Annotated in this window: 12 protein-coding genes; 3 read left to right on the top strand and 9 right to left on the bottom strand. The window is 63.1% G+C overall.

The features are described 5' to 3' along the window. Positions 1–98: 98 nt before the first annotated feature. The 7 genes from V1288_RS14720 to V1288_RS14690 all read right to left on the bottom strand — a co-directional run bounded on the left by V1288_RS14720 (position 99) and on the right by V1288_RS14690 (position 7,467). On the bottom strand, positions 99–1,079 hold the full coding sequence (locus V1288_RS14720) for an ABC transporter ATP-binding protein (protein WP_334357719.1): 981 nt from the start codon (positions 1,077–1,079) through the stop codon (positions 99–101). Then, positions 1,076–2,488: an amidase gene (locus V1288_RS14715; protein WP_334357718.1), complete on the bottom strand. Its 1,413-nt coding sequence runs from the start codon at positions 2,486–2,488 to the stop codon at positions 1,076–1,078. Before V1288_RS14715 ends, V1288_RS14720 begins: the two co-directional genes overlap by 4 nt. Then, a complete protein-coding gene (locus tag V1288_RS14710) occupies positions 2,485–2,682 on the bottom strand; it encodes a hypothetical protein (protein WP_334357717.1) in 198 nt (65 codons plus the stop codon). The genes V1288_RS14715 and V1288_RS14710 overlap by 4 nt, the downstream gene beginning before the upstream one ends. Continuing rightward, positions 2,679–3,758, bottom strand: a complete 1,080-nt coding sequence (locus tag V1288_RS14705) for an ABC transporter ATP-binding protein (RefSeq protein WP_334357716.1) — start codon at positions 3,756–3,758, stop codon at positions 2,679–2,681. Before V1288_RS14705 ends, V1288_RS14710 begins: the two co-directional genes overlap by 4 nt. A gap of 4 nt (positions 3,759–3,762) precedes the next feature. Beyond that, positions 3,763–4,641 carry an ABC transporter permease gene (locus tag V1288_RS14700; RefSeq protein ID WP_442894025.1) on the bottom strand — a complete coding sequence of 293 codons (879 nt, stop codon included), beginning with the start codon at positions 4,639–4,641 and terminating at the stop codon, positions 3,763–3,765. Positions 4,642–4,653: 12 nt separating this feature from the next. Further along, positions 4,654–5,607: an ABC transporter permease gene (locus V1288_RS14695; protein ID WP_334357714.1), complete on the bottom strand. Its 954-nt coding sequence runs from the start codon at positions 5,605–5,607 to the stop codon at positions 4,654–4,656. Positions 5,608–5,808: 201 nt separating this feature from the next. Then, on the bottom strand, positions 5,809–7,467 hold the full coding sequence (locus tag V1288_RS14690) for an ABC transporter substrate-binding protein (RefSeq protein WP_334357713.1): 1,659 nt from the start codon (positions 7,465–7,467) through the stop codon (positions 5,809–5,811). 208 nt (positions 7,468–7,675) lie between these two features. Between V1288_RS14690 and V1288_RS14685 the strand changes: the two genes are divergently transcribed. Next, a complete protein-coding gene (locus V1288_RS14685; protein WP_334357712.1) occupies positions 7,676–9,289 on the top strand; it encodes an ABC transporter substrate-binding protein in 1,614 nt (537 codons plus the stop codon). 110 nt (positions 9,290–9,399) lie between these two features. Here V1288_RS14685 and V1288_RS14680 read toward each other — a convergent pair whose 3' ends face one another. Both V1288_RS14680 and V1288_RS14675 read right to left on the bottom strand, forming a co-directional pair. Further along, complete coding sequence (locus V1288_RS14680; protein ID WP_334357711.1) at positions 9,400–11,628, bottom strand: CHASE2 domain-containing protein; 2,229 nt, start codon at positions 11,626–11,628, stop codon at positions 9,400–9,402. A 92-nt stretch (positions 11,629–11,720) separates the two neighbouring features. Next, positions 11,721–16,691 (bottom strand): VCBS domain-containing protein, encoded by a 4,971-nt coding sequence (locus V1288_RS14675; protein WP_334357710.1) that lies wholly within the window; start codon positions 16,689–16,691, stop codon positions 11,721–11,723. Between the two features lie 668 nt (positions 16,692–17,359). Here V1288_RS14675 and V1288_RS14670 point away from each other — a divergent pair. After that, entirely contained in the window at positions 17,360–18,163 is an 804-nt protein-coding gene (locus tag V1288_RS14670) for a transglutaminase-like cysteine peptidase (RefSeq protein ID WP_334357709.1), read from the top strand. 243 nt (positions 18,164–18,406) lie between these two features. Beyond that, the gene (locus tag V1288_RS14665; RefSeq protein WP_334357708.1) at positions 18,407–20,587 is read left to right on the top strand and encodes a PQQ-dependent dehydrogenase, methanol/ethanol family; all 2,181 of its coding nucleotides are present in this window, start codon (positions 18,407–18,409) and stop codon (positions 20,585–20,587) included. Positions 20,588–20,625 lie beyond the last annotated feature (38 nt).

Raw genomic sequence — 20,625 nt, 5'->3', positions numbered from 1 at the left:
ATCAGCAACGCACCGCACCGCGAAGCGCGGCGCATGCGCAGCATCCGGGACGCCACGCGAGGCCCAAGCTCGCACATCAGACATCTCCAGTGCAGCGACTAGCTTGCAGTGGCGTCGACCGGCTCCGCCAGCACGCATCGCGCGGTTCGGTCCGGCGACACCTGCACATTGGGCGGCAAGCGCTCGCTGCAGCGCGGCTGCGCATAACTGCAGCGCTGCGCGAATGAGCAACTGGCAGGCGCCTTGTCGAGCGAAGGCGGGGTGCCCGGGATGGTCTCCAGCCGCTGGCCGCGCTTGGCGCAGTGGACGGTCGAGGCCAACAAGCCCCTGGCGTAGGGATGAACCGGCGTGCGCACGATGTCGCGCAGGCGGCCCTGCTCCACGATCTGGCCGGCATACATGACGGCGACGCGATCGCAGATTTCGATGGCGACGCCGATATCGTGGGTCACAAAGATCACGGACATGCCGAACTCGCGCTGCAGTTCGCGCAGCAGCAGCAGGATCTGGATCTGCACGGTGGCGTCCAGCGCCGTGGTCGGCTCGTCGGCCAAAAGAATTTTCGGTTTGCAGGCCAGCGCCAGCGCGATCATGGCGCGCTGCCGCATGCCACCACTCATTTCGTGCGGATAGGCCTCGAGGCGGCGCTTGGCGGAGGGAATCCGCACCACCTCCAGCATTTCCAGCGCGCGGGCCATCCCTTCCTTCTGGCTCTTGCCTTCATGGCGCATCACGCTTTCCGCGATCTGGTGGCCGATCGTGTAGACGGGATCGAGCGCCAGCGCGGGCTCCTGAAAGATCATGGAGACGGTCTGGCCGCGGAACGCCGAAAGCTGCTCGTCGTTCATCGCCAGCACGTCGTGGCCCAATACCTTCACAGTCCCCGAAATCCGCGTTCGCTTCTTCGGCAATAGCCGCATCAGCGCGCGCAAGGTCACGCTCTTGCCGGAGCCGGATTCACCGAGCAGGCCGAGCACCTCGCCCTCGCCGAGCGAGAGCGAGATGTCGTTGACGGCGTGAACCGTGCGCTCGCCGGTGAAGCGGATGTTAAGGTCGCGGATTTCGACGAGGTTGCTCATGCCAACTTGGGTACCTGCTGGTGATAGTCGGTGGCGCGCTGGAACGCCGCGCCGATCCGCGACAGCCCGGCCTCATCGAACGGGCGGCCGATCAACTGCATGCCGACCGGCAGGCCGCTCCTGGTGAAACCTGAGGGAATCGAAAGCGACGGTAGGCCGAGATAGTTGATCGGCCGGGTGAAGCGCGTGATGCGCTGGATCACAGCTTCCGCATCGAGGCTGTTGCCGACATCGCTCTCGGCAATGGTCGCCGCCGGCATCGGCGCGACCGGCGCGATCACGGCATCGGTTCCGGTGACCGCGGCAAGGTAGGCGGCGAGCGCAGGACCGCGCCAGCGCATCGCTTCGAGATAGGTCACGGCCGGAATCGCAAGCCCGTTCTGCAGCCGCATCAGGACCTGCGCGCCGTAATCCTGCGGCCGCTCGATCATCCAGCGCTTGTGGAAGGCAGCGGCTTCGGTCGCGAGCACGATCTGGCAGGCGGCGGTGAGCTGACGCTGGTCCGGCAGCTCGACCTTGACGATCTCGGCGCCTTCTTTTTTCAAGGTGGCGATCGTTTCGTCCAGCACCCGTGCCACCTCGGAATCGAGATCATCGACATAGAACGCAGTCGGCACGCCGATCCTCAAGCCCTTGAGCGAGCCCGTGGTGGCGGCCATGTAGTTCGGTACCGGAAGCGTCGAGGTGGTGGGATCCTCAGGGTCGGCACCCGCCATCAGCCCGACCAGCAGCGCGCAGTCCTCGACCGTTTGCGCGAGCGGGCCGACCGTATCGAGCGACTGCGACAAGGGCATTGCGCCGGCGCGGCTGATCAGCCCGACCGTGGTCTTGAAGCCGGTGACGCCGCAAAAATGCGCGGGCATCCGGATCGAGCCGCCGGTATCCGAGCCCAGCGCCGCAAAAGTCAATCGCGCCGCCACGGCAGAACCGGAGCCGGACGACGAGCCGCCGGTGATGTGATCGACATTCCAGGGGTTGCGCACGGCGCCGTAGTGGACGTTGTGACCGGTCGGGCCGTAGGCGAACTCCACCATCTGCAACGAGCCGAGCCTGACAGAGCCGGCGTCCTTCAACCGCTGCAATGCCGTGGAGGTCGTGGTCGCCACGTAATCGCGGCGTATCTTCGAGCCGCAAGTCACGACTTTGCCGGTCTCATAGTACATATCCTTGTGCGCCATCGGCACGCCGTGCAGCAGGCCCGGATTCTTGCCCCTGGCCAACGCCGCATCGGCGGCATCAGCGGCGGCGAGCGCCTCCTCCGCCTCGATCGCCATGAAGGCGTTGACGCGCGGCTGCCATTGCTCGATCCGGTCGAGACAGGATTGCGTCACTTCGCGCGAGGAAAATTTCTTGCCGGCGATCGCTTTCGCGACCGACGCCAGCGACATCAGGGCCGGTTCGCCGCTCATTTCGACACCTTTGCGCGCTGCACCAGCAGGAAGCTTGCAGGTTCAAGATCCATCGGCAGCGTGCCGGCGATCGGCGCAAAGCCCTCGAAGGCCGGGCCGATGGAATTGGCGATGCGCGCGGAAACCTCCGAATCCTGCGGCACCCCGGCGACATCGGTCATTACCTTGACCTGCTTCGGATCGGGTCTTGTCATGCGGCGTTTGCTCCCTTGTCGTTTTCTTTGGCCGGTGCGCGGCTGTGCCCGGAACCAGCAATGGCCATGTAGCACGCCGCCTGATGGCCCATTGTATCGACATCGCTGAGCTTTGGCGTCGCATTTGCGCAGAGCGGCTCCGCAAACGGACATCGGGTGTGAAACCGGCACCCCGAAGGCGGATCGATCGGATTGGGCGGATCGCCCGAGATCGGCGGCGTCTCGGTGCGGTTGTCGGGGTCCGACGACGGCATCGCGGCCAGCAGTGCCCGCGTATAGGGATGCGCCGGCGCATCCCAGACCTTGTCCACCGGGCCGAGCTCGACGACTTCACCAAGATACATCACCAGCACGCGGTCACTGATGTAGCGCACCACATTGAGGTCGTGGCTGATGAACAGGTACGTCAGGCCGAATTCGCGCTTGAGATCAGCGAGCAGGTTGAGCACCTGCGCTTCGACCGATTTGTCGAGCGCCGACACGGCTTCGTCGAGGATCACGAGCCGGGGCGACAGCGCTAGCGCACGCGCGATATTGACGCGCTGGCGCTGGCCGCCGGAAATCTCGTGCGGATAGCGGTTGGCGAAAGTTTCGGGCCGCAAGCCCACCTTGCCGAGCAGTTCGCGCGCCAGCGTGCGCGCGGCGGCATCCGCCATGCCGTGAACCTTTGGGCCGAATGCGATCGACTCCTCGATGGTGAGGCGCGGGTTCAGCGAGGCATAGCTGTCCTGAAATACCATCTGCATGCCGCGGCGCAGTTCGCGCAGCGAGAGCGCGCGGCCGACCTGCATGCCGTCATAGACGATGTCGCCGGCGTCGCGCTTCATCAGGTGCATCAACAGCCGCGCGGTGGTCGACTTGCCGCAGCCGGACTCGCCGACGATGCCGACGGTTTCGCCCTTGGCGATGGAGAAGGACACATCATCGACCGCGCGCACGGTTTTGCGAGAGCTGAACAGATCGCCCCGCACCGGGAAATGTTTTGTCAGGCCGGTGACCTGCAACAGCGGCTGCGCCGCGCCGCCGACGTCTTCGACCGGCTCCAGTAGTTCGACGGACGGGCTTGTCTCACTCATCGCGTCAGTTCCTGATGTCCATGGCGCTGCGCATGCCGTCGCTCAGCAAGTTGAAACAGATCGACACCGCAAAGATCATGACGCCGGGTAGCGCAGCCACCCATGGGTTGACATAGATCGCGGTGCGCAGCGTGTTCAGCATCAACCCCCATTCCGGCTCCGGCGGCTTTGTACCGAGGCCGAGGAAGGACAAGCCCGCTGCGAGGATCATCGAGACCGAAATGAGCCCCGTCGCATAGACGAAGATCGGGCCCAGCACATTGCCCAGCATGTGCACCCGCATGATGGTCAAAGGCCGGGCGCCGGAGGCGCGCGCGGCCTCAACGAAATCCATGTTGCGCACGCCGGTGGTGACGCTTTCCGCCACGCGGGTAATCTGCGGCACGAACACGATGGTCAGCGAGACAATCGAGTTGACGATGCCTGCGCCCAGCGCGCCCGAGATCGCGATTGCCAGCAGCACCGACGGGAAGGCGTAGAACACGTCGATGGTGCGCATGATCGCGGTATTGAGCCTGCCGCCGACATAGCCGGCAACGAGCCCGAGCGAGGTTCCGATCACGAAGGCGAAGATCACGGGCAGAATGCCGATGATCAGCGACAGCCGGCCGCCATAGATCAGCCGTGCCAGCATGTCGCGGCCGAGTTCGTCGGTGCCGAGCGGATAATTTGGCGTGCCGATATGGCGAAGCCTGCGGATCATCGAGCCCTGGTAGGGATCGGCAAGGCCGAGCCACGGTGCCAGCAGCGCGGAGGCGAAGATCAGCACCAGCACGAACGCACAGGCCATGCTGACCTTGTCGCGCGAGATGCGGCGGCCGACGGTGGCCCAATAACCGCGCGCCTTGGTGATGGGGGCGGCTTGCAGGGCGGTATCCGACATCACAGTCATGAATCAGCCCCGCTTGATGCGTGGATCGATCGCGGCCTGCGCAATATCGACGAGCAGATTGAGGGCCACGAAGAACAGCGCCAGCACCAAGATCGTGCCCTGCAGCAGCGGCAGGTCGCGCTGGAAGATCGCCGAATTGAGCAGCAGTCCCGAGCCGGGCCAGGAGAACACGGTCTCGATCAGGATCGAGCCGCCGAGCATGTAACCGAGTTGCAGTCCCATTACCGCAAGCGCGGTCGGCGCCGCGTTCTTGATGACGTGTTTGAACACGTCGAGTTCGCGCAGGCCTTTTGCGCGCAATGCTTCAACAAAATCCTGGCTCAGGATGTCGCCGGTCAGTGCCCGCACGGTGCGGGTGACGATGCCCATCGGAATCACAGAGGTCGTGATCGCCGGCAGGATGAGATATTTCATGTGCTCCCAATCCCAGCCCCACGAGCCGGAACCACTGGGACCGGCGCCGACCGCAGGCAGCCAATTGAGCTGCACCGAGAAAATGATGACCATCACCATGCCGAGCCAGTAATGCGGCACCGAGACGCCGGCGATCGCGATCGAAGTCGCGACCTTGTCGACCCAGGTATCGCGGAAATAGCCGGCGATCAGTCCGAACAATAGCCCGAGCGTGAAGCCGATCAGCGCCGCGGCAATCGCAAGCGTGACGGTATTGCCGACCGCGCGCAACACTTCCGTCAGCACCGGTCGGCCGGTCGCAATCGAACTGCCGAGATCGCCATGCAGCGCGCGCCACAGCCAGAGCCCGAACTGGACCGGCAGCGGACGGTCGAAGCCATAGGCGGTGCGCAGTTGCGCCGCAAGTTCCTGCGACGCATCCGCCGGCAACACGGCCACCAGCGGATCGCCGGGCGTGATGTGCACCAGCAGGAAACACACCAGCGCGACGCTGATCACGATCGGGATGACGTAGACGATACGCCGGGCGATGTAAGCAAACACGAGCAACTCTCTTCTTCTCCCCTTGTGGGAGAAGGTGGCGCGGACTTTAGTCCGCGCCGGATGAGGGGTTCTATCCGCGGAAGCAAGTCTTTCAGATGAGGGAGGCATGTCCGCGGAGAGAACCCCTCACCCGTCTTCGATGCTTCGCATCGAAGCCACCCTCTCCCACAAGGGGAGAGGGTACAACATGGCAGTCCTGGACTACGGCGCCATCGACACCGGCGAGAAGTCGACGAACCAGCTCTTCGGCTGCACAAAACCCTTGACCTTCGGGCTCATGGCGCGCGGCGAGACGTCGTGGGCGACGTAAAGGAACGCCGCATCGTCGACGGAAGCCGCGTGCAGTTCAGCCAGCGCCGCGTCACGCGCGGCGGGATCGAAGGTCTGGCGGGCCTTGGTCACGAGTTCGTCGAACTTGGGATTGTTGACGTAGCCCCAATTGTTCGACGTTGGCGGCGCCATCGACGACTGCAGGAAGCGCACCAGCGCGAAGAACGGATCCATCGCCGCATAGGTGACGTTGGTGGCATTGGCGCCGTTAGCGGTCGGATCCTTGGCGCCGCGGCGCCAGTTGGTGAACAGCGTATTCCACTCGATGACATCGAGCTGGACGTCGAAGTAGCATTCGGCCAGCGCCTGCTGCAGATATTCGTTCATCGGCAAGGGCTGCATCTGGCCCGATCCCGACGCCGAAGTCTGGGTCTTCACCGTCAGCTTTTTGCTTGGGCCGTAGCCTGCTTCCTGCATGAGCTTCTGGGCGCCCTTCAGGTCATACTTGATCTCGAAAGTCGGCTTGCCGCGCCAGGGATGGCCGGGCTCGAAGGTGCCGGTGGCCGGCACCATCAGGCCGGCGAGCAGGCCCTCCTTGAGGCCTTCGCGATCGATGCAGAGATTGGCGGCCTTGCGGACGCGGATGTCGTTCCACGGCGAGCCTTCGACGCGCGAGAACTGCCACGGCCAGACATGCGGTGATTCATTGGCCTGGAGCTGGAAGCCGCGCTGCTTGATCTCCTTGACCGCATCCGGCGCCGGCGCCTCGACCCAATCGACCTGACCGGACAACAAGGCCGCGGTGCGGGCATTGGCTTCCGGCATCGGCAGCAGCACCATGCGGTCGATCTTGGGCACGCGCGCCTTGTCCCAATAGCCCTCGTTCTTCACCAGTTCGAGCCGCTCGCGCGGGGTAAACTTCGACATCTTCCAGGGCCCGGTGCCCGAGGCGTCCTTGGCGAACGCCGCCCAGGCGGCCTGCGACTTGGCCTTGGCGTCGGCGCCTTCAGCCTTGTCATAGAACGCCTGCCACTTGGTCGGGCTCGCCATAAACAGATTGGTCAGGTTGATCGGTAAAAAGCTGTCCGGCTCCTTGGTGGTCAGCTCAACCGTCATGTCGTCGACCTTGCGCGCCGAGGCCAAGGTGGGCATGCGCGAGGCGGTGACGCCGACCTGGCTGGCGTCGAAATGCGGCGCGTCCTGCTTCAGCACTTTTTCGACGTTCCAGACCACGGCATCGGCATTGAACGGCGAGCCATCATGGAATTTGACGCCGGGACGCAGCTTGAAGGTCCACTTCTTCTTGTCGGCCTCGTCGACCTTCCATTCGGTCGCGAGCCCGGGAATCATCACGCTCGCCTTCTCGGCCGACGACAGGTCCCACATCGTCAGGCCGTCATACATGGTGAGGCCGGTGAAGCGGTTGCCCTCAAAGCCCTGGTCGGGCTGGCCGAGCGTGCGCGGAATATCGGCAGCGGTCATGCCGATCCGCAGCACCGTTTCGGCGCTCGCAAGTTGCGGCAGCCCCACCACCAGCGCGGTCGCCAGCAGCCACGCGGTGGCCGTCTTCTTCGATTTGTCGTTACGCATGCAGCAATCCCTTCTCGACTTGGGTGACTAATTCTTATGCAAAGGTATGCAACGCCTGTGCCAAGGAAGGCGCTGAGGCAGGCGCTTCTTGAGGGGCCATTAGCCGCACAACTCTCTGTGAATGCGTATGCACGCGCTGGTTCTATGCTCCATCTGGCACCAAGCTTGCATTTTTTGGCTCCAACCCCGGCCCGATGGAGCTTAATTCATGCGCACCCGAAATTCGATGCTTCTTGCTGCCACAGCACTTGCCCTCGGATTGTCCCTTGGCTTGCCTACGATTTCGGCGCAGGCGGAGACCGTTGTGCGCTACGGCATTTCGATGGCGGACATCCCGCTGACCACTGGCCAGCCGGACCGCGGCGCCGGCGCCTACCAGTTCTCGGCCTATACGATCTACGATCCCTTGGTCGCCTGGGAGATGGACGTCTCCGACAGGCCCGGCAAACTGGTGCCCGGCCTGGCCACCGAATGGAAGGTGGACGACACCGACAGGAAGAAGTGGCGCTTTATCCTGCGCAAGGGCGTCAAGTTTCACGACGGCAGTGACTTCAATGCCGACGCGGTGATCTGGAATCTCGACAAGGTGCTCAATGACAAGGCACCGCAGTTCGACAAGCGCCAGAGCGCGCAGGTGAAAACCCGCCTGCCCTCGGTCGCGAGCTACGCCAAGATCGACGATGGCACGATCGAGATCACCACGAAAACCGTGGATTCGTTCTTCCCGTATCAGATGCTCTGGTTTCTGGTCTCGAGCCCCGCGCAATATGAAAAGCTCGGCAAGGACTGGGACAAGTTCGCCGGCCAGCCCTCCGGCACCGGCCCGTTCAAACTGACCAAACTTGTCCCGCGCGAACTGGCCGAACTCTCGAAGAACGCCGACTATTGGGACAAGAAGCGGATCCCGAAGGCCGACAAGATCGTGCTGATCCCGATGCCGGAAGCGCTGACGCGCACCAATGCGCTGCTGGCGGGCCAGGTCGATCTGATCGAGACGCCGGCGCCGGATGCGGTACCGCAGCTCAAATCCGCCGGCATGAAGATCGTCGACAACGTCACGCCGCATGTCTGGAACTATCATTTGAGCGTGCTGCCCGGCTCGCCCTGGACCGACATCCGCCTGCGTAAGGCGCTCAACCTCGCGATCGACCGCGAAGCCGTCGTCGGACTGATGAACGGGTTGGCCAAACCCGCCAAGGGTCAGGTCGACCCGTCGAGCCCGTGGTTCGGCAAGCCGTCCTTTGAACTGAAATACGATGTCGCGGCGGCGAAGAAGCTGGTGCAGGAAGCGGGATATTCGAAGGAAAAGCCGCTGAAGACAACCTTCATCATCGCGCAGGGCGGCACCGGGCAGATGCTGTCGCTGCCGATGAACGAATTCCTGCAGCAGAGCTTTAAGGAAATCGGCATCGAGATCGACTTCAAGGTGGTCGAGCTCGAGACTCTCTATACGGCGTGGCGCAAGGGCGCGGCCGACGAGATGAATGCGAACATCACCTCCAACAACATCGCCTATGTCACGTCTGATCCGCTTTACGCGATCGTCCGCTTCTTCCACTCCGGCCAGATCGCACCGGTCGGCGTCAACTGGGGCGGCTACAAGAACCCGAAGGTCGATGCATTGATCGACGAGGCCAAGCAGACGTTCGACGTCGCCAAACAGGACGAACTATTGGCGCAGGCGCACGCAGCGATCGTCGACGACGCGACGCTGGTGTGGGTGGTGCACGACACCAACCCGCATGCGCTGTCGCCGAAGGTGAAGAGGTTCGTGCAGGCGCAGCATTGGTTTCAGGATTTGACAACGATCGGGCTGGAGTAGGCCCCCTACTGTCATTGCCGGGCTTGACCCGGCAATCCATCCTGCTTCGCAAAATTCTTCCGAAGAGTGATGGATGCGCGGGTCGAGCCCGCGCGTGACGGGTTACCGCGTCACTTCGTCAGCAGGGCGAATGCGCCGTTCCAGCCTTCCGGCGGCGGGTTTTCGAGATAGCCGCGGATGCGGGCTTCGTACAGGCTGTAGAGCAGCTCCAGTGAATTCGCCTCGTCGGTCTTGCGGCCGCGCGCGATCGCCGCGAGCGCGCCTTCCCAGTCGCGGTTGCGATAACAGGCGAGCATCTCGATGGTCAGGTTGCGCAGCCGCTGGAAGCGGCCGGACTGCGCGGTATCCTCGCGGCCGGCGATGGCATAGATCACCTCCGGCTCCTTCTTGCCCTTCACCATGATGAAGTCGAGCTCGAGAATCGCGAACTTGTCCTTGACCGCCAGCGCGGTCTTGGAGCCGACGATGATCGGGAAGCCGTATTCCTTCGACTGCCCCTCCAGCCGCGAGGCCAGGTTGACGCTGTCGCCGAACACCGAATAGTCGAAGCGCTGGTCTGAGCCCATGTTGCCGACCACGCAGATGCCGGTATTGAGCCCGATGCCGGCATTGAGCGGGATGAACGGCCGCCCCTCTTCCTTTGCCTCCTGCTCGCGCGCCTGGTTGAGCTCGTCGACGCGCTCCAGCATGTCGAGCGCCGCCTCGCAGGCATTAAGGTGATGGTCCTTGTCGTCGAGCGGTGCGTTCCAGAACGCCATGATGGCGTCGCCCATGTATTTGTCGATGGTGCCCTTGCGGCTGAGGATGGCGTTGGTCAGCGGCGTCAGGAAGCGGTTCATCAGCGCAGTAAGACCCTGCGGGTCGTTCTTGTAGGTTTCCGAGATCGAGGTGAAGCCGCGCATGTCCGAGAACATGATGGTCATCTCACGTTCCTCGCCGCCGAGCACCAGCTTTTCCGGCGACTGCGCGAGTTGTTCGACCAGAGCGGGCGACAAATACTGGCCGAACGCCGAGCGAATCTGCCGGCGCTGGGCCTGCTCGCGCACAAAACTGGAAAAGATCAGCGTGAGGTAGATCGCCGTGGTCGACATCAGGGGATAGGTGAAATCGATCAGCAGACGGTTCTGCGTGTAGAAATACACCGACATGCCGACCAGCATGCTTGCGAACGCTGCGCCAAGAGCGACCAGCGTGACCGGCCCAAACACGGGTGCAAACACGATCACCAGAAGCCCGAACAGGAGCGCAGTCACGAACTCCACGGCAATGCCGTAGATCGGCTGCGAGATCACCTCGCCGGTCAAGGTGCTCTCGAGCACCTGGGCATGAATCTCCACGCCGGGCATGGCGTGCGACACCGGCGTGGTCTTGATGTCGTTGAGGCCGACCGCCGAGGTGCCGATCAGCACCAGCTTGCCGGCGATCATGTCGGGCGCGACGTTTTTCTCCAGCACGTTGACCGCGGGGACGTAGATCGAGGCATCGTTGCGGGCATAGCGAACCCAGATCTGGCCGTTGTGGTCGGTCGGAATCTGGACGCCCTTGATGCCGAGGCTCTTGATGCCGGCCTTTTCGGCCTTGATCAGGATGGTGCCGGACCCGGTAGCGACGCGAAGCATCTCGAAGGTCAGCGAGGGCATGGTCTGGCCCTGCGCCTGCATGATCATCGGCACCCGCCGCACGATGCCGTCGCGTTCGGGCTTGATCGTGAACAGGCCGCGCCCGGCGGCGGCATGCTCCAGCACCGGCACGTTGCGCAACAGGCCGGGGAAATCGAACATGAAGCGCTGCGGCTCCTCGCCCAGCATCGCGATTCCGGTGACCGGCAGCGTCTTGTCGAGGGTGGCGATCTCTTCCGGCAGGCCGGACTCGCCGAGCACTACACGCGAAGCCTTGATGGCTGCGGCGAAGATCTGGTCGTTGCTCGGCAGCGCCCGCAGCTTGGCGCGGGTTTCCGGGTCAAGATTACGGAAGGTATCGGCCACAAAGTCCGGATTGAGCCGGTCGGGCTCCGAGAAAACCGCGTCGAATGCGATGACGACCGCGCCCAGCCGGGTCAGCTCGGTGATGAGATCGGCGATGCGGGTGCGCGGCCACGGCCACTGCCCGAGCTTCTCAAGGCTCTTGTCGTCGATATCGACGATGGTGACCGGTCTTGCCGTTTTGTTGCGCGGGTCGATGCGCTGGAAGGCGTCAAAGGTCCGGACGCGGATTTCCTCGACCGGCGCCGGGTCGGCGACGCGAAGCGCGGCGAGCCCGATCAGCAGCGCGAGACAGAGCAGCCGGGCGTAGCCAAAGCGCCGCTGGAACCACCTTCGCAATACCCGCAGTCGTTTCATGGCTTCTGATTGTTCGTCTAATCGGCTGCGCCGGACAAGCTAGAAGATAGCATTGATATCGCGGGGCTAGCGTGAATTCGCAAGCCGCCACACTAGATAACGTGATGCGGCGATACGATGAAGTCGCCGGCATGCAGACTGGTGACGGTGACGTTCTTCAGCGTGAGAGCTTCGTTGCCGAGCGTGATCAGGATATCCGCGGGGTTTGTCGAACTCTGAATCGCATGGGTGGACAGCCAGCTATTGATATTGTCGGAGCCCACTTCGGAAAACAGCCGCAGATCGATGCGGTCCTGGCCCGGCGTGAAATCCGTAATCGTGTCGGCGCTCGGGTTCTGTCCCGGCGCAAAAACGAACTGATCGGCGCTCGCACCGCCGGTCAGCGTATCGTCGGAGCCGGTCGCGAAAATAACGTCCTTGCCGGAAGTGCCGACCAACGCGACGGGCCCCTGTCCGGCCTCGTTGAACACGAAATGGACGGTGTCGGAATGGCCGAGGCCGTCTGATACCGTTAGCGTCACCATGTCGGTTTGCGGTGGACTGTCGCCGGGGTCGTAATTAATGCCGCTATTCAGTGTGGTGTTGACGGCCGAGAGCGAACCGTCAGCGGCCGGCGGGATTACGCTGCCGCTGGTACTGCTGGCAACCGCGCTGACCGTGAACGTGTCGTTCGGCGCGGTGGCGTCGCCGTCGGACACATGCAAGCCCGACACCGTGGTCGTTCCGTCGCCATTCTCGGTGACGCTTACCGCATCGGTGTCTATGACCGGTCCGGTAGCGAGGCTGAGCGATGCGTTCGTCGTATTTTCTGCACCAACGAGGGTAATCGTCAGCGGCTGACTGCCGGTATGGCCATGACCGTCGCTCACCTCCGCGACGAATTTGATCTTCAGTATGTCGCCCGCATTGAGGAAATCGAGATTGGCATTGATCGGTTGATAGGTCCAATTCAGGACAACCGTTCCGCCATTGCTCGACGCGGTGTCGAACGTCACATCCGCGGCGTTCACCAACGTGGATATGTCGATGTTGCCCGGCACTGACGACGAGCCGTTGTACTCGATCGTGGCGTTGCCGATCACGAACGCCGTCAAGGCGTCGCCGATGTCGGCATCATGAACGTTGAGCGTACCCTTGATCGGCCCTGAAAGCCCGGGCGAAGGAATATTTCCGGCAGAAATGTTGTCGATCTCGAATGCGTTCGAACTGCTGCCGAGCACTACCTTGTTGAAGGAGTGCAGTCCGGAGAATTCCACATACCCGTTTGAGGCGAACGAACCCTGGTTACCGGTCGGGAACAGCGGCAAAATATCATTGCCGGTGTAGGAAGCGACAAGCGTCGTTCCGTCGTAAAATTTGATGGTGTTGTAGGAATCGAGCGACCCCCAGTAGAGGCCGAAGGTGTTTTTCTCCGAAGCAAAGGTGATGGTTTCGGTACTATTGCTGCCGATGCTCAGATAATGGGTCGTGTCCCGCGCTCCAGGTAGCGGCCCGACGAACGGCGCCGCCGTGACCGAGGACGAGCCAACTACGATCCCGCTATTTCCAGATGCCGAGAAATGGGCCCCGAGCGCAGCGCTTTCGAAATTGCCGGAGCCGGCGCCATTGTTCGATGTCGCGCCCGCCGCTACGCCGTCAAACGTCTCCGTGTTCAGGCCAAGCGAATTTACGCTTACGCCCGGAGCAAGCACGACCGGCCCGGTCGGAGCGACCACAATAACGGTCTGCGCGGAAGGATCGACTTCACCCACGATCGACGGCGCATCGTTGGTGCCGGTGACCGTGACGATGAAGGTTTGCGGCGTCACGCCGCCATCGCCATCGTCGATCGAAACCGTATAGGTCAGCGTCAGGACCTCGCCCTTCGCCAGATAGTCGAACGCGGTCGAGGCCGCCGAGAATGACAGGTTGACCGCTCCCGCCGTGGAACCGGCGGCTTTGGTCACCGCGCCGGGCGCCACCAGCGCGATAAGCGCGGCCTCGTCGAGCGCAAGGCCCGTGGTGGTGCCGGTCGCGGCCGCGTGGGTAATGGTTGCGCTGTGGCCGACATCGGACAAATCGCGATCGGTGAAAGTGACAGGGATCGTCGTCGTCAGCGGCGTGGTATCGGTCTGCTCGGTGAGGGCCTGCTGCGCGATATTGGCAATCTCGGGCGCATCGTTGCTGCCGTTGACGGTGACGACAATGTCCTGCGCGGTGACGCCGCCATGGTGGTCATCGACCTCTACCGTGTAGGTCAGCGTGACCGACTGGCCATCGGCGAGGTAATCGAAATAACTATCCGGCGCTGAGAACGACCAGCTCTGCGAACCCTGCGCGCCATCGGTGGAATCATGCAACGACCCCAGCGATAGCCAGCTGAGCTGCACCGTGCCGTTGGCAAGACCCGTCGTCACGCCGGAGGCGTGGACGCTGGTGATATCGACCTCATGCGTATCGGTCAGATCGACATCGCTGAACGCGATCGCACCGCTTGCAGTATCCGGCGTCGCCGAGCCGTGGGCGTCGGCGCGTTCCGCGATGGTCGCGGCCTGCGTCGCGCTGGTGATTTCGGGCGTGTCGTTGCTGCCGGTAACGGTGATGGTGATCGGCTTGGTCACCACGCCGCCATGCCCGTCATCGACAGTTGCGGTGTAGGTCAGCGTCAGGGTCTCGCCTACGGCAAGGAAGTCGAACGCATTGTCGCCGGTGCTGTAACTCCAGGTCGCCGAACCGTTATTGGTATTGCCGGGAGCCTGCACCACCGTCAGCGGTCCATCCACCGCAGCGATCGCCGCGAGTTGCTTGGCCGTCAGCTGTGAGGTGACGTCGACGCTATAGGCGTTCAGGTAGCTGAACGAGGTGAAGGTGGCGCTCGCCACCGGCCGGTCGGTCAGGTCGACGTCCGTGAAACTGATCGTACCGGATGCGACATGGAACGCGTCGGACCCGGTCGGGTTCGGCTGGTTGACGTTCGAAAATTCGGCAAAGGCATCGCTCGTCGCAGCGATGGTCGGCACGTCGTTGGTGCCGATGACGACGACGTCGGCGCCCTGGATCGAGACGGTGATCGGCGTAGAGACCACGCCGCCATGGCCGTCATCGACCTGGGCGACGTAGTTGAGCGTCAACGTCTCGCCCTTGGCGATGAAGTCGAACTTGCTGTCCTCAACGCTGTAAGTCCAGGTTGCCGAGCCGTTGTGGGTGTTGCCGGCCGCCTGCGCCACGCTCAGCGGCACCTCGACGGCGAGGATCGCCGCCCGTTGCGACGGCGTAAGCGTCACGGTGACGTCGTTGCCCTCCGCGTCGTAATAGCGGAACGGATCGGTCGCGGAGATCGCTGCGCTGACGACGGGCCGGTCGGTCAGGTCGACGTCGGCGAAGGTGACGGTGCCGGTCACGATATCGACCGCCGTATTGCCGGTGCCAATCCGCTCCGTGATCTCGCCACCGGTCGCGGAGATGGTCGGCTTGTCGTTGGTGCCGGTGATGACGATCTTAAACGGCACGAACGTCGTCTCGTTGCTCGGCGCGTAGTTGTTGTCGACGCGCGCCATATAGGTCAGCGTCAGCGTCTCGCCGGAGGCCAGAAAGTCGAAGGCGCCGTCGGCAATGTTGTAGGTCCAGGTGGCCTGGCCGGTGTTCTTGCCGTTGGGGTCCTGCACCACGGAGAGCGGCACTTCGACCGCCTTGATCGCGGCCAGTTGCTCCGCCGTCAGCGTCGCGGTGACGTCGGCATTCTGCGCGTTCGCGTAGGTGAAGGAGGAAAACTCGGTTTTGACGCTCGGAACGTCGCCCGGATTGATATCGGCATAGCCGACTTTGCCGGACATGCTGTCCACGGCGGCGCTGGCAGTGATGGCGGTGCGTTCGGTAAACGAGCTGCCGGATGCGGCAGCCGCCGGCGGCCCGGGAATGTGAGTGAGCTGAGGACCGGGACCCGTGCTGGGGCCGGCGGCGGGCCTGTCCGGAACGTTGACGAACTGAAGCGTCACCGGGACGAAGTCGTTGCTGGCCAGCTTCAGGAATGAGTTTTCCGGAACGATCGAGTCGGTAAAGTTGCTCGTCAGCTTGGTGTTCGGGTTGTTCAGGTCGGTGAACTTCAGCGAAAACACGTCGCTGATGATCTTCTGCGCGTCGGGCGACAGTTGCACGGACGACTGGAAGCTGACCGTGCCTTGGCCGTTGATGATCGTCTGCGTGCCGGCCCGGTTGACGGTTGCGATCGGCGTCAGCGTGGTCTTGTCGAACAGGATGTAGGAGCCGGTGGTGCCGTCGGGCTCGACCAGCACCTGGAATTTCGCCGGCGGCGCGCCGCCCTGCGACGGCACCTCGAAATCGATCTCGACCAGCACCGCGGTGCCGCGGATGCCCATGGTCGCGACCGGCGTATCGACCTTCATGTCGCCCTTCTTCGCGGTGGCACCGGCGACGAAGGAGATGGTGCCAGCCACCAGGCTGAGCAGCGATTTGTTGTCCGACCCGTTGGGGTCGTAGACCATTTCGTTCAGCACCATCTTGGCGTTCGACGCGAGGCCGAACACGGTGCCGTCGATGAAGGTCATGCCGAGCGTCGAGTCGGAGCCGGACTGGACGACGTCGCCTTTGTGGACGGTGTCACCCTGGTTCAGGATGATCGACACGCCGTTGCGGATCGCGGTCGCGCTACCCGTCAGCTTGGTGACGTGGCCGATCAGCTGCGGCGCGACGCTGGCGCTGCCGTCAGCCTGCGCGAACTGGGTGTGGCCAGTCAGCGCGTTGACGATGTCGCCGGTGAGGTGGGCACCATCAGGCGAGGCCAGCGCGGCGCGTTTCTCGCCCCTGAAATAGTCGGGCAGCACGAGCTCGCGGTCGCCGCTGGAGAGGACCAGGTCGACGCCCGACCGCTTGAAGTCGCCGTGGAACAGCAGATGGGCATCAGAAATAATTATCGCGTCCGACGGCGCATGTGTCGAAACCTTGTCGACATGGAACTTGCCGGGAGACGAAAGATGACCGTGCGGTGACAGCAAAGGCCCAAAGCCAATGTCCGCGCCGGGAAAAGGGTCGAGGTCACCCGATCCGAATTTGCCGGCATAGTTCAATGGAACACCAATCTAAATAGTTAAGAAGTATGAAATTTTTCTGCGAGGTTACATATCACGCAGGTAAGGAACACAAAAGCCGGTACGCCACAAACACCCACAATATGGGTAAGTCTGCAACAGGACGAAAAGGTCCGGGAAAACTGTCGGGCGAAAGTGTGGCAAGGAAAAGGCCGGACTTGACCCCGGGCTGACCGAAAAATGGGCGGAGCCTTCCCAAGGCATAAAGACAAGCAGTCATAATACCTTATCGTCGCTGCAGCGCGGCGAATACCGCTTCCTGAGGCAAGCCGCAGCGGCCTAAGCCTGATCACTTCGCCGGATCCATTCGAAGCCGTCATCCCTTCAAGGCGCCCTGGACGGTTGCAATCGCGCCGAGCGATTCTGCGGGCAAGGTTAATTCGCTGACCTGTGACCCTCTCGCAACCGTAAATCTCCCGCAGCCCGTCGCGGATAACCGAGCGGCCTTGATGAGCGTCGATCGAGGTAGATCGATAAAATTCTCTGCAAACCGGCAAGGCCGCCCTCACCCTGCTTCGCAAACTTCCGATAGGTCCCCTCGCGTTTTAAGCGGATCAAAAGCGCCGTTGCTCATCCTGCCCGTTCCGAAATGATCCGTGCACGAGCAGGCAGAACAAGCCCGCCGATGCCCGGACAAGGGGCGTCAGATGAGGTTGTCAGTCTACGCGCGCGCATGGCGTGCGGGCATCGTCGCGTGCGGCCTGGCCTGGTTCGGGCCAGCGGACCTGCGCGCGGAGACGCCGGAGCCACCCGCGCCGGTGGAGCTGATCGAGCGATCGGCCGAGCCGTTCGGGCTCGGCGCATCTACGCTTCAGAGCGGCGGACTGCGCGACAAATGGCTCGGCGTGCAACGCCGGCTCGACGACGAAATGGTGCAGCTTGCGCTGTGCGAAGGCGACCGTGACGGCTGCGTGTCGCCGGCCGCGCTGAAATTCCTCGACATCGTCGACGCTGCCCGGCTGCGCGAAGGCCGCGCCCGCCTCGGCGAAATCAACCGCGCCATCAATCTTGCTATCCGGCCAATCAGCGACCTCGCGCATCACGGCCAGATCGACGTCTGGACCTCACCGCTCGCAACGCTCGCCCGTGGCGGCGGCGACTGCGAGGATTATGCGATTGCGAAATTCGTCGCATTGCGCCGCGCCGGACTCGCGCCCGACGATCTCCGGATCGTGGTGCTGCACGACACCATCCATGGCGAGGACCACGCGGTGGCCGCCGCGCGGCTCGACGGGCGATGGCTGATGCTCGACAATCGCCGCATGGCGATGGTCGAGGATTCCCACGTCAGAAATTACCAGCCGACATTCGTGATCGATCAGCACGGCGTGATGCGATATGCCGATTCTTCCACCCTGCTCGCCGATGCCTCGGGCAATAATTCTGTGGCTCCGCTCGTCGTGAGTTCACTGGCCGCCTCCGCGGGCCGGCCATTCGAAAGCGCCGACTGACGAACGACGGCGCGCAATTGTTGCGCGACGACGGCTGACAACAATCTGCTTTCCTTGCCTGATTTTCCCTGTCTCGCGCCGATGGTGCGGTACAGGCGTGATGCGCGTTGTATTCCGTTTGGCAAAAGCGTGACGATACAAATTTTCTCTTTTTCATTTCGCGCCTCGCATTGATTGACGCGATCCTTCTCACCGGCATAGCATTCCGGCAGATCCGCTAGAGATCACTGGGAGGGGATTGAGATGACACGTTCGCCGCGCGTTGATTCCGCTTGCCGTTTATTTCCTGAAATTGCCGTTACCTCCCGTCGATCGGCGCGCCTTGCGCAGGCCGCGATCGCCATCGGGCTGGGCCTGACGCTATCCGGCAGCGCTGCACTCGCGCAGAGCCCCGCCAAGGGATCGCCCGAGCACATCAAGGCCGTCACCTCGGCGGTCGACGGCGCATCGATCAAGGCCAACACCGCGACCTCGAACGATTGGCCGACCATCGGCCTCGACTATGCCGAGACGCGCTTTTCCAAGCTCAACCAGATCAATACCGACAACGTCAAGAAACTCGGCCTGGTGTGGAGCTACCCGCTCGAATCCTCCCGAGGCGTCGAGGCGACGCCGGTCGTGGTCGACGGCATCATGTATCAGACCGCGTCATGGAGCGTGGTGCATGCCATCGACGCCCGCACCGGCAAGCAGCTCTGGACCTTCGATCCCAAGGTCGACCGCGAGAAGGGCTACAAGGGCTGCTGCGACGTGGTCAATCGCGGCGTCGCACTCTGGAAGGGCAAGGTCTTTGTCGGCGCCTATGACGGCCGGCTGTTCGCGCTCGACGCCACCACCGGCAAGGTGGTCTGGGAAAAGGACACCATCGCCAGCAAGGAGCACTCCTACACCATCACCGGTGCGCCGCGCGTATTCAACGGCAAGGTGGTGATCGGCAACGGCGGCGCCGAATTCGGCGCGCGCGGCTACGTCACTGCCTATGACGCCGAGACCGGCAACCAGGCATGGCGCTGGTTCACCGTGCCCGGCGATCCGTCAAAGCCGTTCGAAGATGAATCGATGGCGTCCGCAGCCAAGACCTGGGATCCCGCCGGCAAATACTGGGTCAACGGCGGTGGCGGCACCGCGTGGGACACCATCACCTTCGATCCCGATTTGAACCTCGTCTATATCGGCACCGGCAACGGCGCGCCGTGGAATCAGAAGGTCCGTAGCCCCTCGGGCGGCGACAACCTCTATCTGTCCTCGATCGTCGCGCTGAATGCAGATACCGGAAAATATGCCTGGCACTATCAGGAAACGCCCGGCGATCACTGGGACTATACCGCCACCCAGCCGATGATCCTGGCCGACATCACGCTCGATGGCGCGCCGCGCAAAGTGATCCTGCACGCGCCGAAGAACGGCTTCTTCTTCGTCATCGACCGCACCAACGGCAAGTTCATCTCGGCAAAGAACTTCGTCGACGTGAACTGGGCGACCGGCTACGACGCCAACGGCCGGCCGATCGAGATAAAGGAAGCGCGCGGCGACGAAGCCTATGACAGCATTCCGGGGCCGGCCGGTGCCCACAACTGGCATCCGATGTCGTTCAATCCGCAGACCGGTCTGGTTTACGTGCCGGCACAGGGCATCCCCACCAATCTCACGCCGGAAAAGGCTTTCAAGCACAATGCCGTTGAGCCCGGCAAATTCGCCAGCGCGACGGGCTGGAACCTCGGCTTCCTGCTGAACGCCACGCCCCCCAAGAACCCGGCCTTCGGGCGTCTGGTGGCCTGGGATCCGGTCAAGCAGAAGGAAGCCTGGCGCGTCGAGCACGTGGCGCCGTGGAATGGCGGCACCCTCACCACCGCGGGCAATCTGGTGTTCCAGGGTACGGCCGACGGCCGCTTCGTCGCCTACAACGCCACGACCGGCGAGAAGCTCTGGGAAAGCCCGACCGGGACCGGCGTGGTCGCGGCGGCTTCGACCTACATGCTCGACGGCAAGCAATATGTGTCGATCGCGGTCGGCTGGGGCGGCGTGATCGGCCAGTGGATTCGCGCCACCGAGCTGCAGAGCCCCGGCACGGTCTACACATTCGCGATCGACGGCAAGGCGCCGCTGCCGACCTTCGTGAAGTATCAGACCGAAGGACTGCTGAAGGGCGTGAAGTACGATCCGAAGGATATCCCTGAAGGCACCGCCATCTATGTCGCCGCCTGCGCCGCCTGCCACAGCGTGCCCGGCGTCGACAACGGCGGCAACATCAGGAACCTCGGCTATGTCGCGCCTGAAACCATCACCAACCTGAAGGACATCGTGTTCAAGGGCCCGTTCCGCGACCGCGGCATGCCCGATTTCACCGGCAAGCTGAAGGAAGAGGATATCCCGAAGCTGCAAGCCTTCATCCAAGGCACCGCGGACGCGATCCGGCCGAAGTGATGAGCGCCCCGTCATTCCGGGGCGATGCGAAGCATCGA

This window comes from Bradyrhizobium sp. AZCC 2176 (assembly GCF_036924645.1).
GTDB lineage: Bacteria > Pseudomonadota > Alphaproteobacteria > Rhizobiales > Xanthobacteraceae > Bradyrhizobium.
Note: the sequence above shows the minus strand (reverse complement) of the source record. Positions and strands in the feature narration are given on the sequence as shown.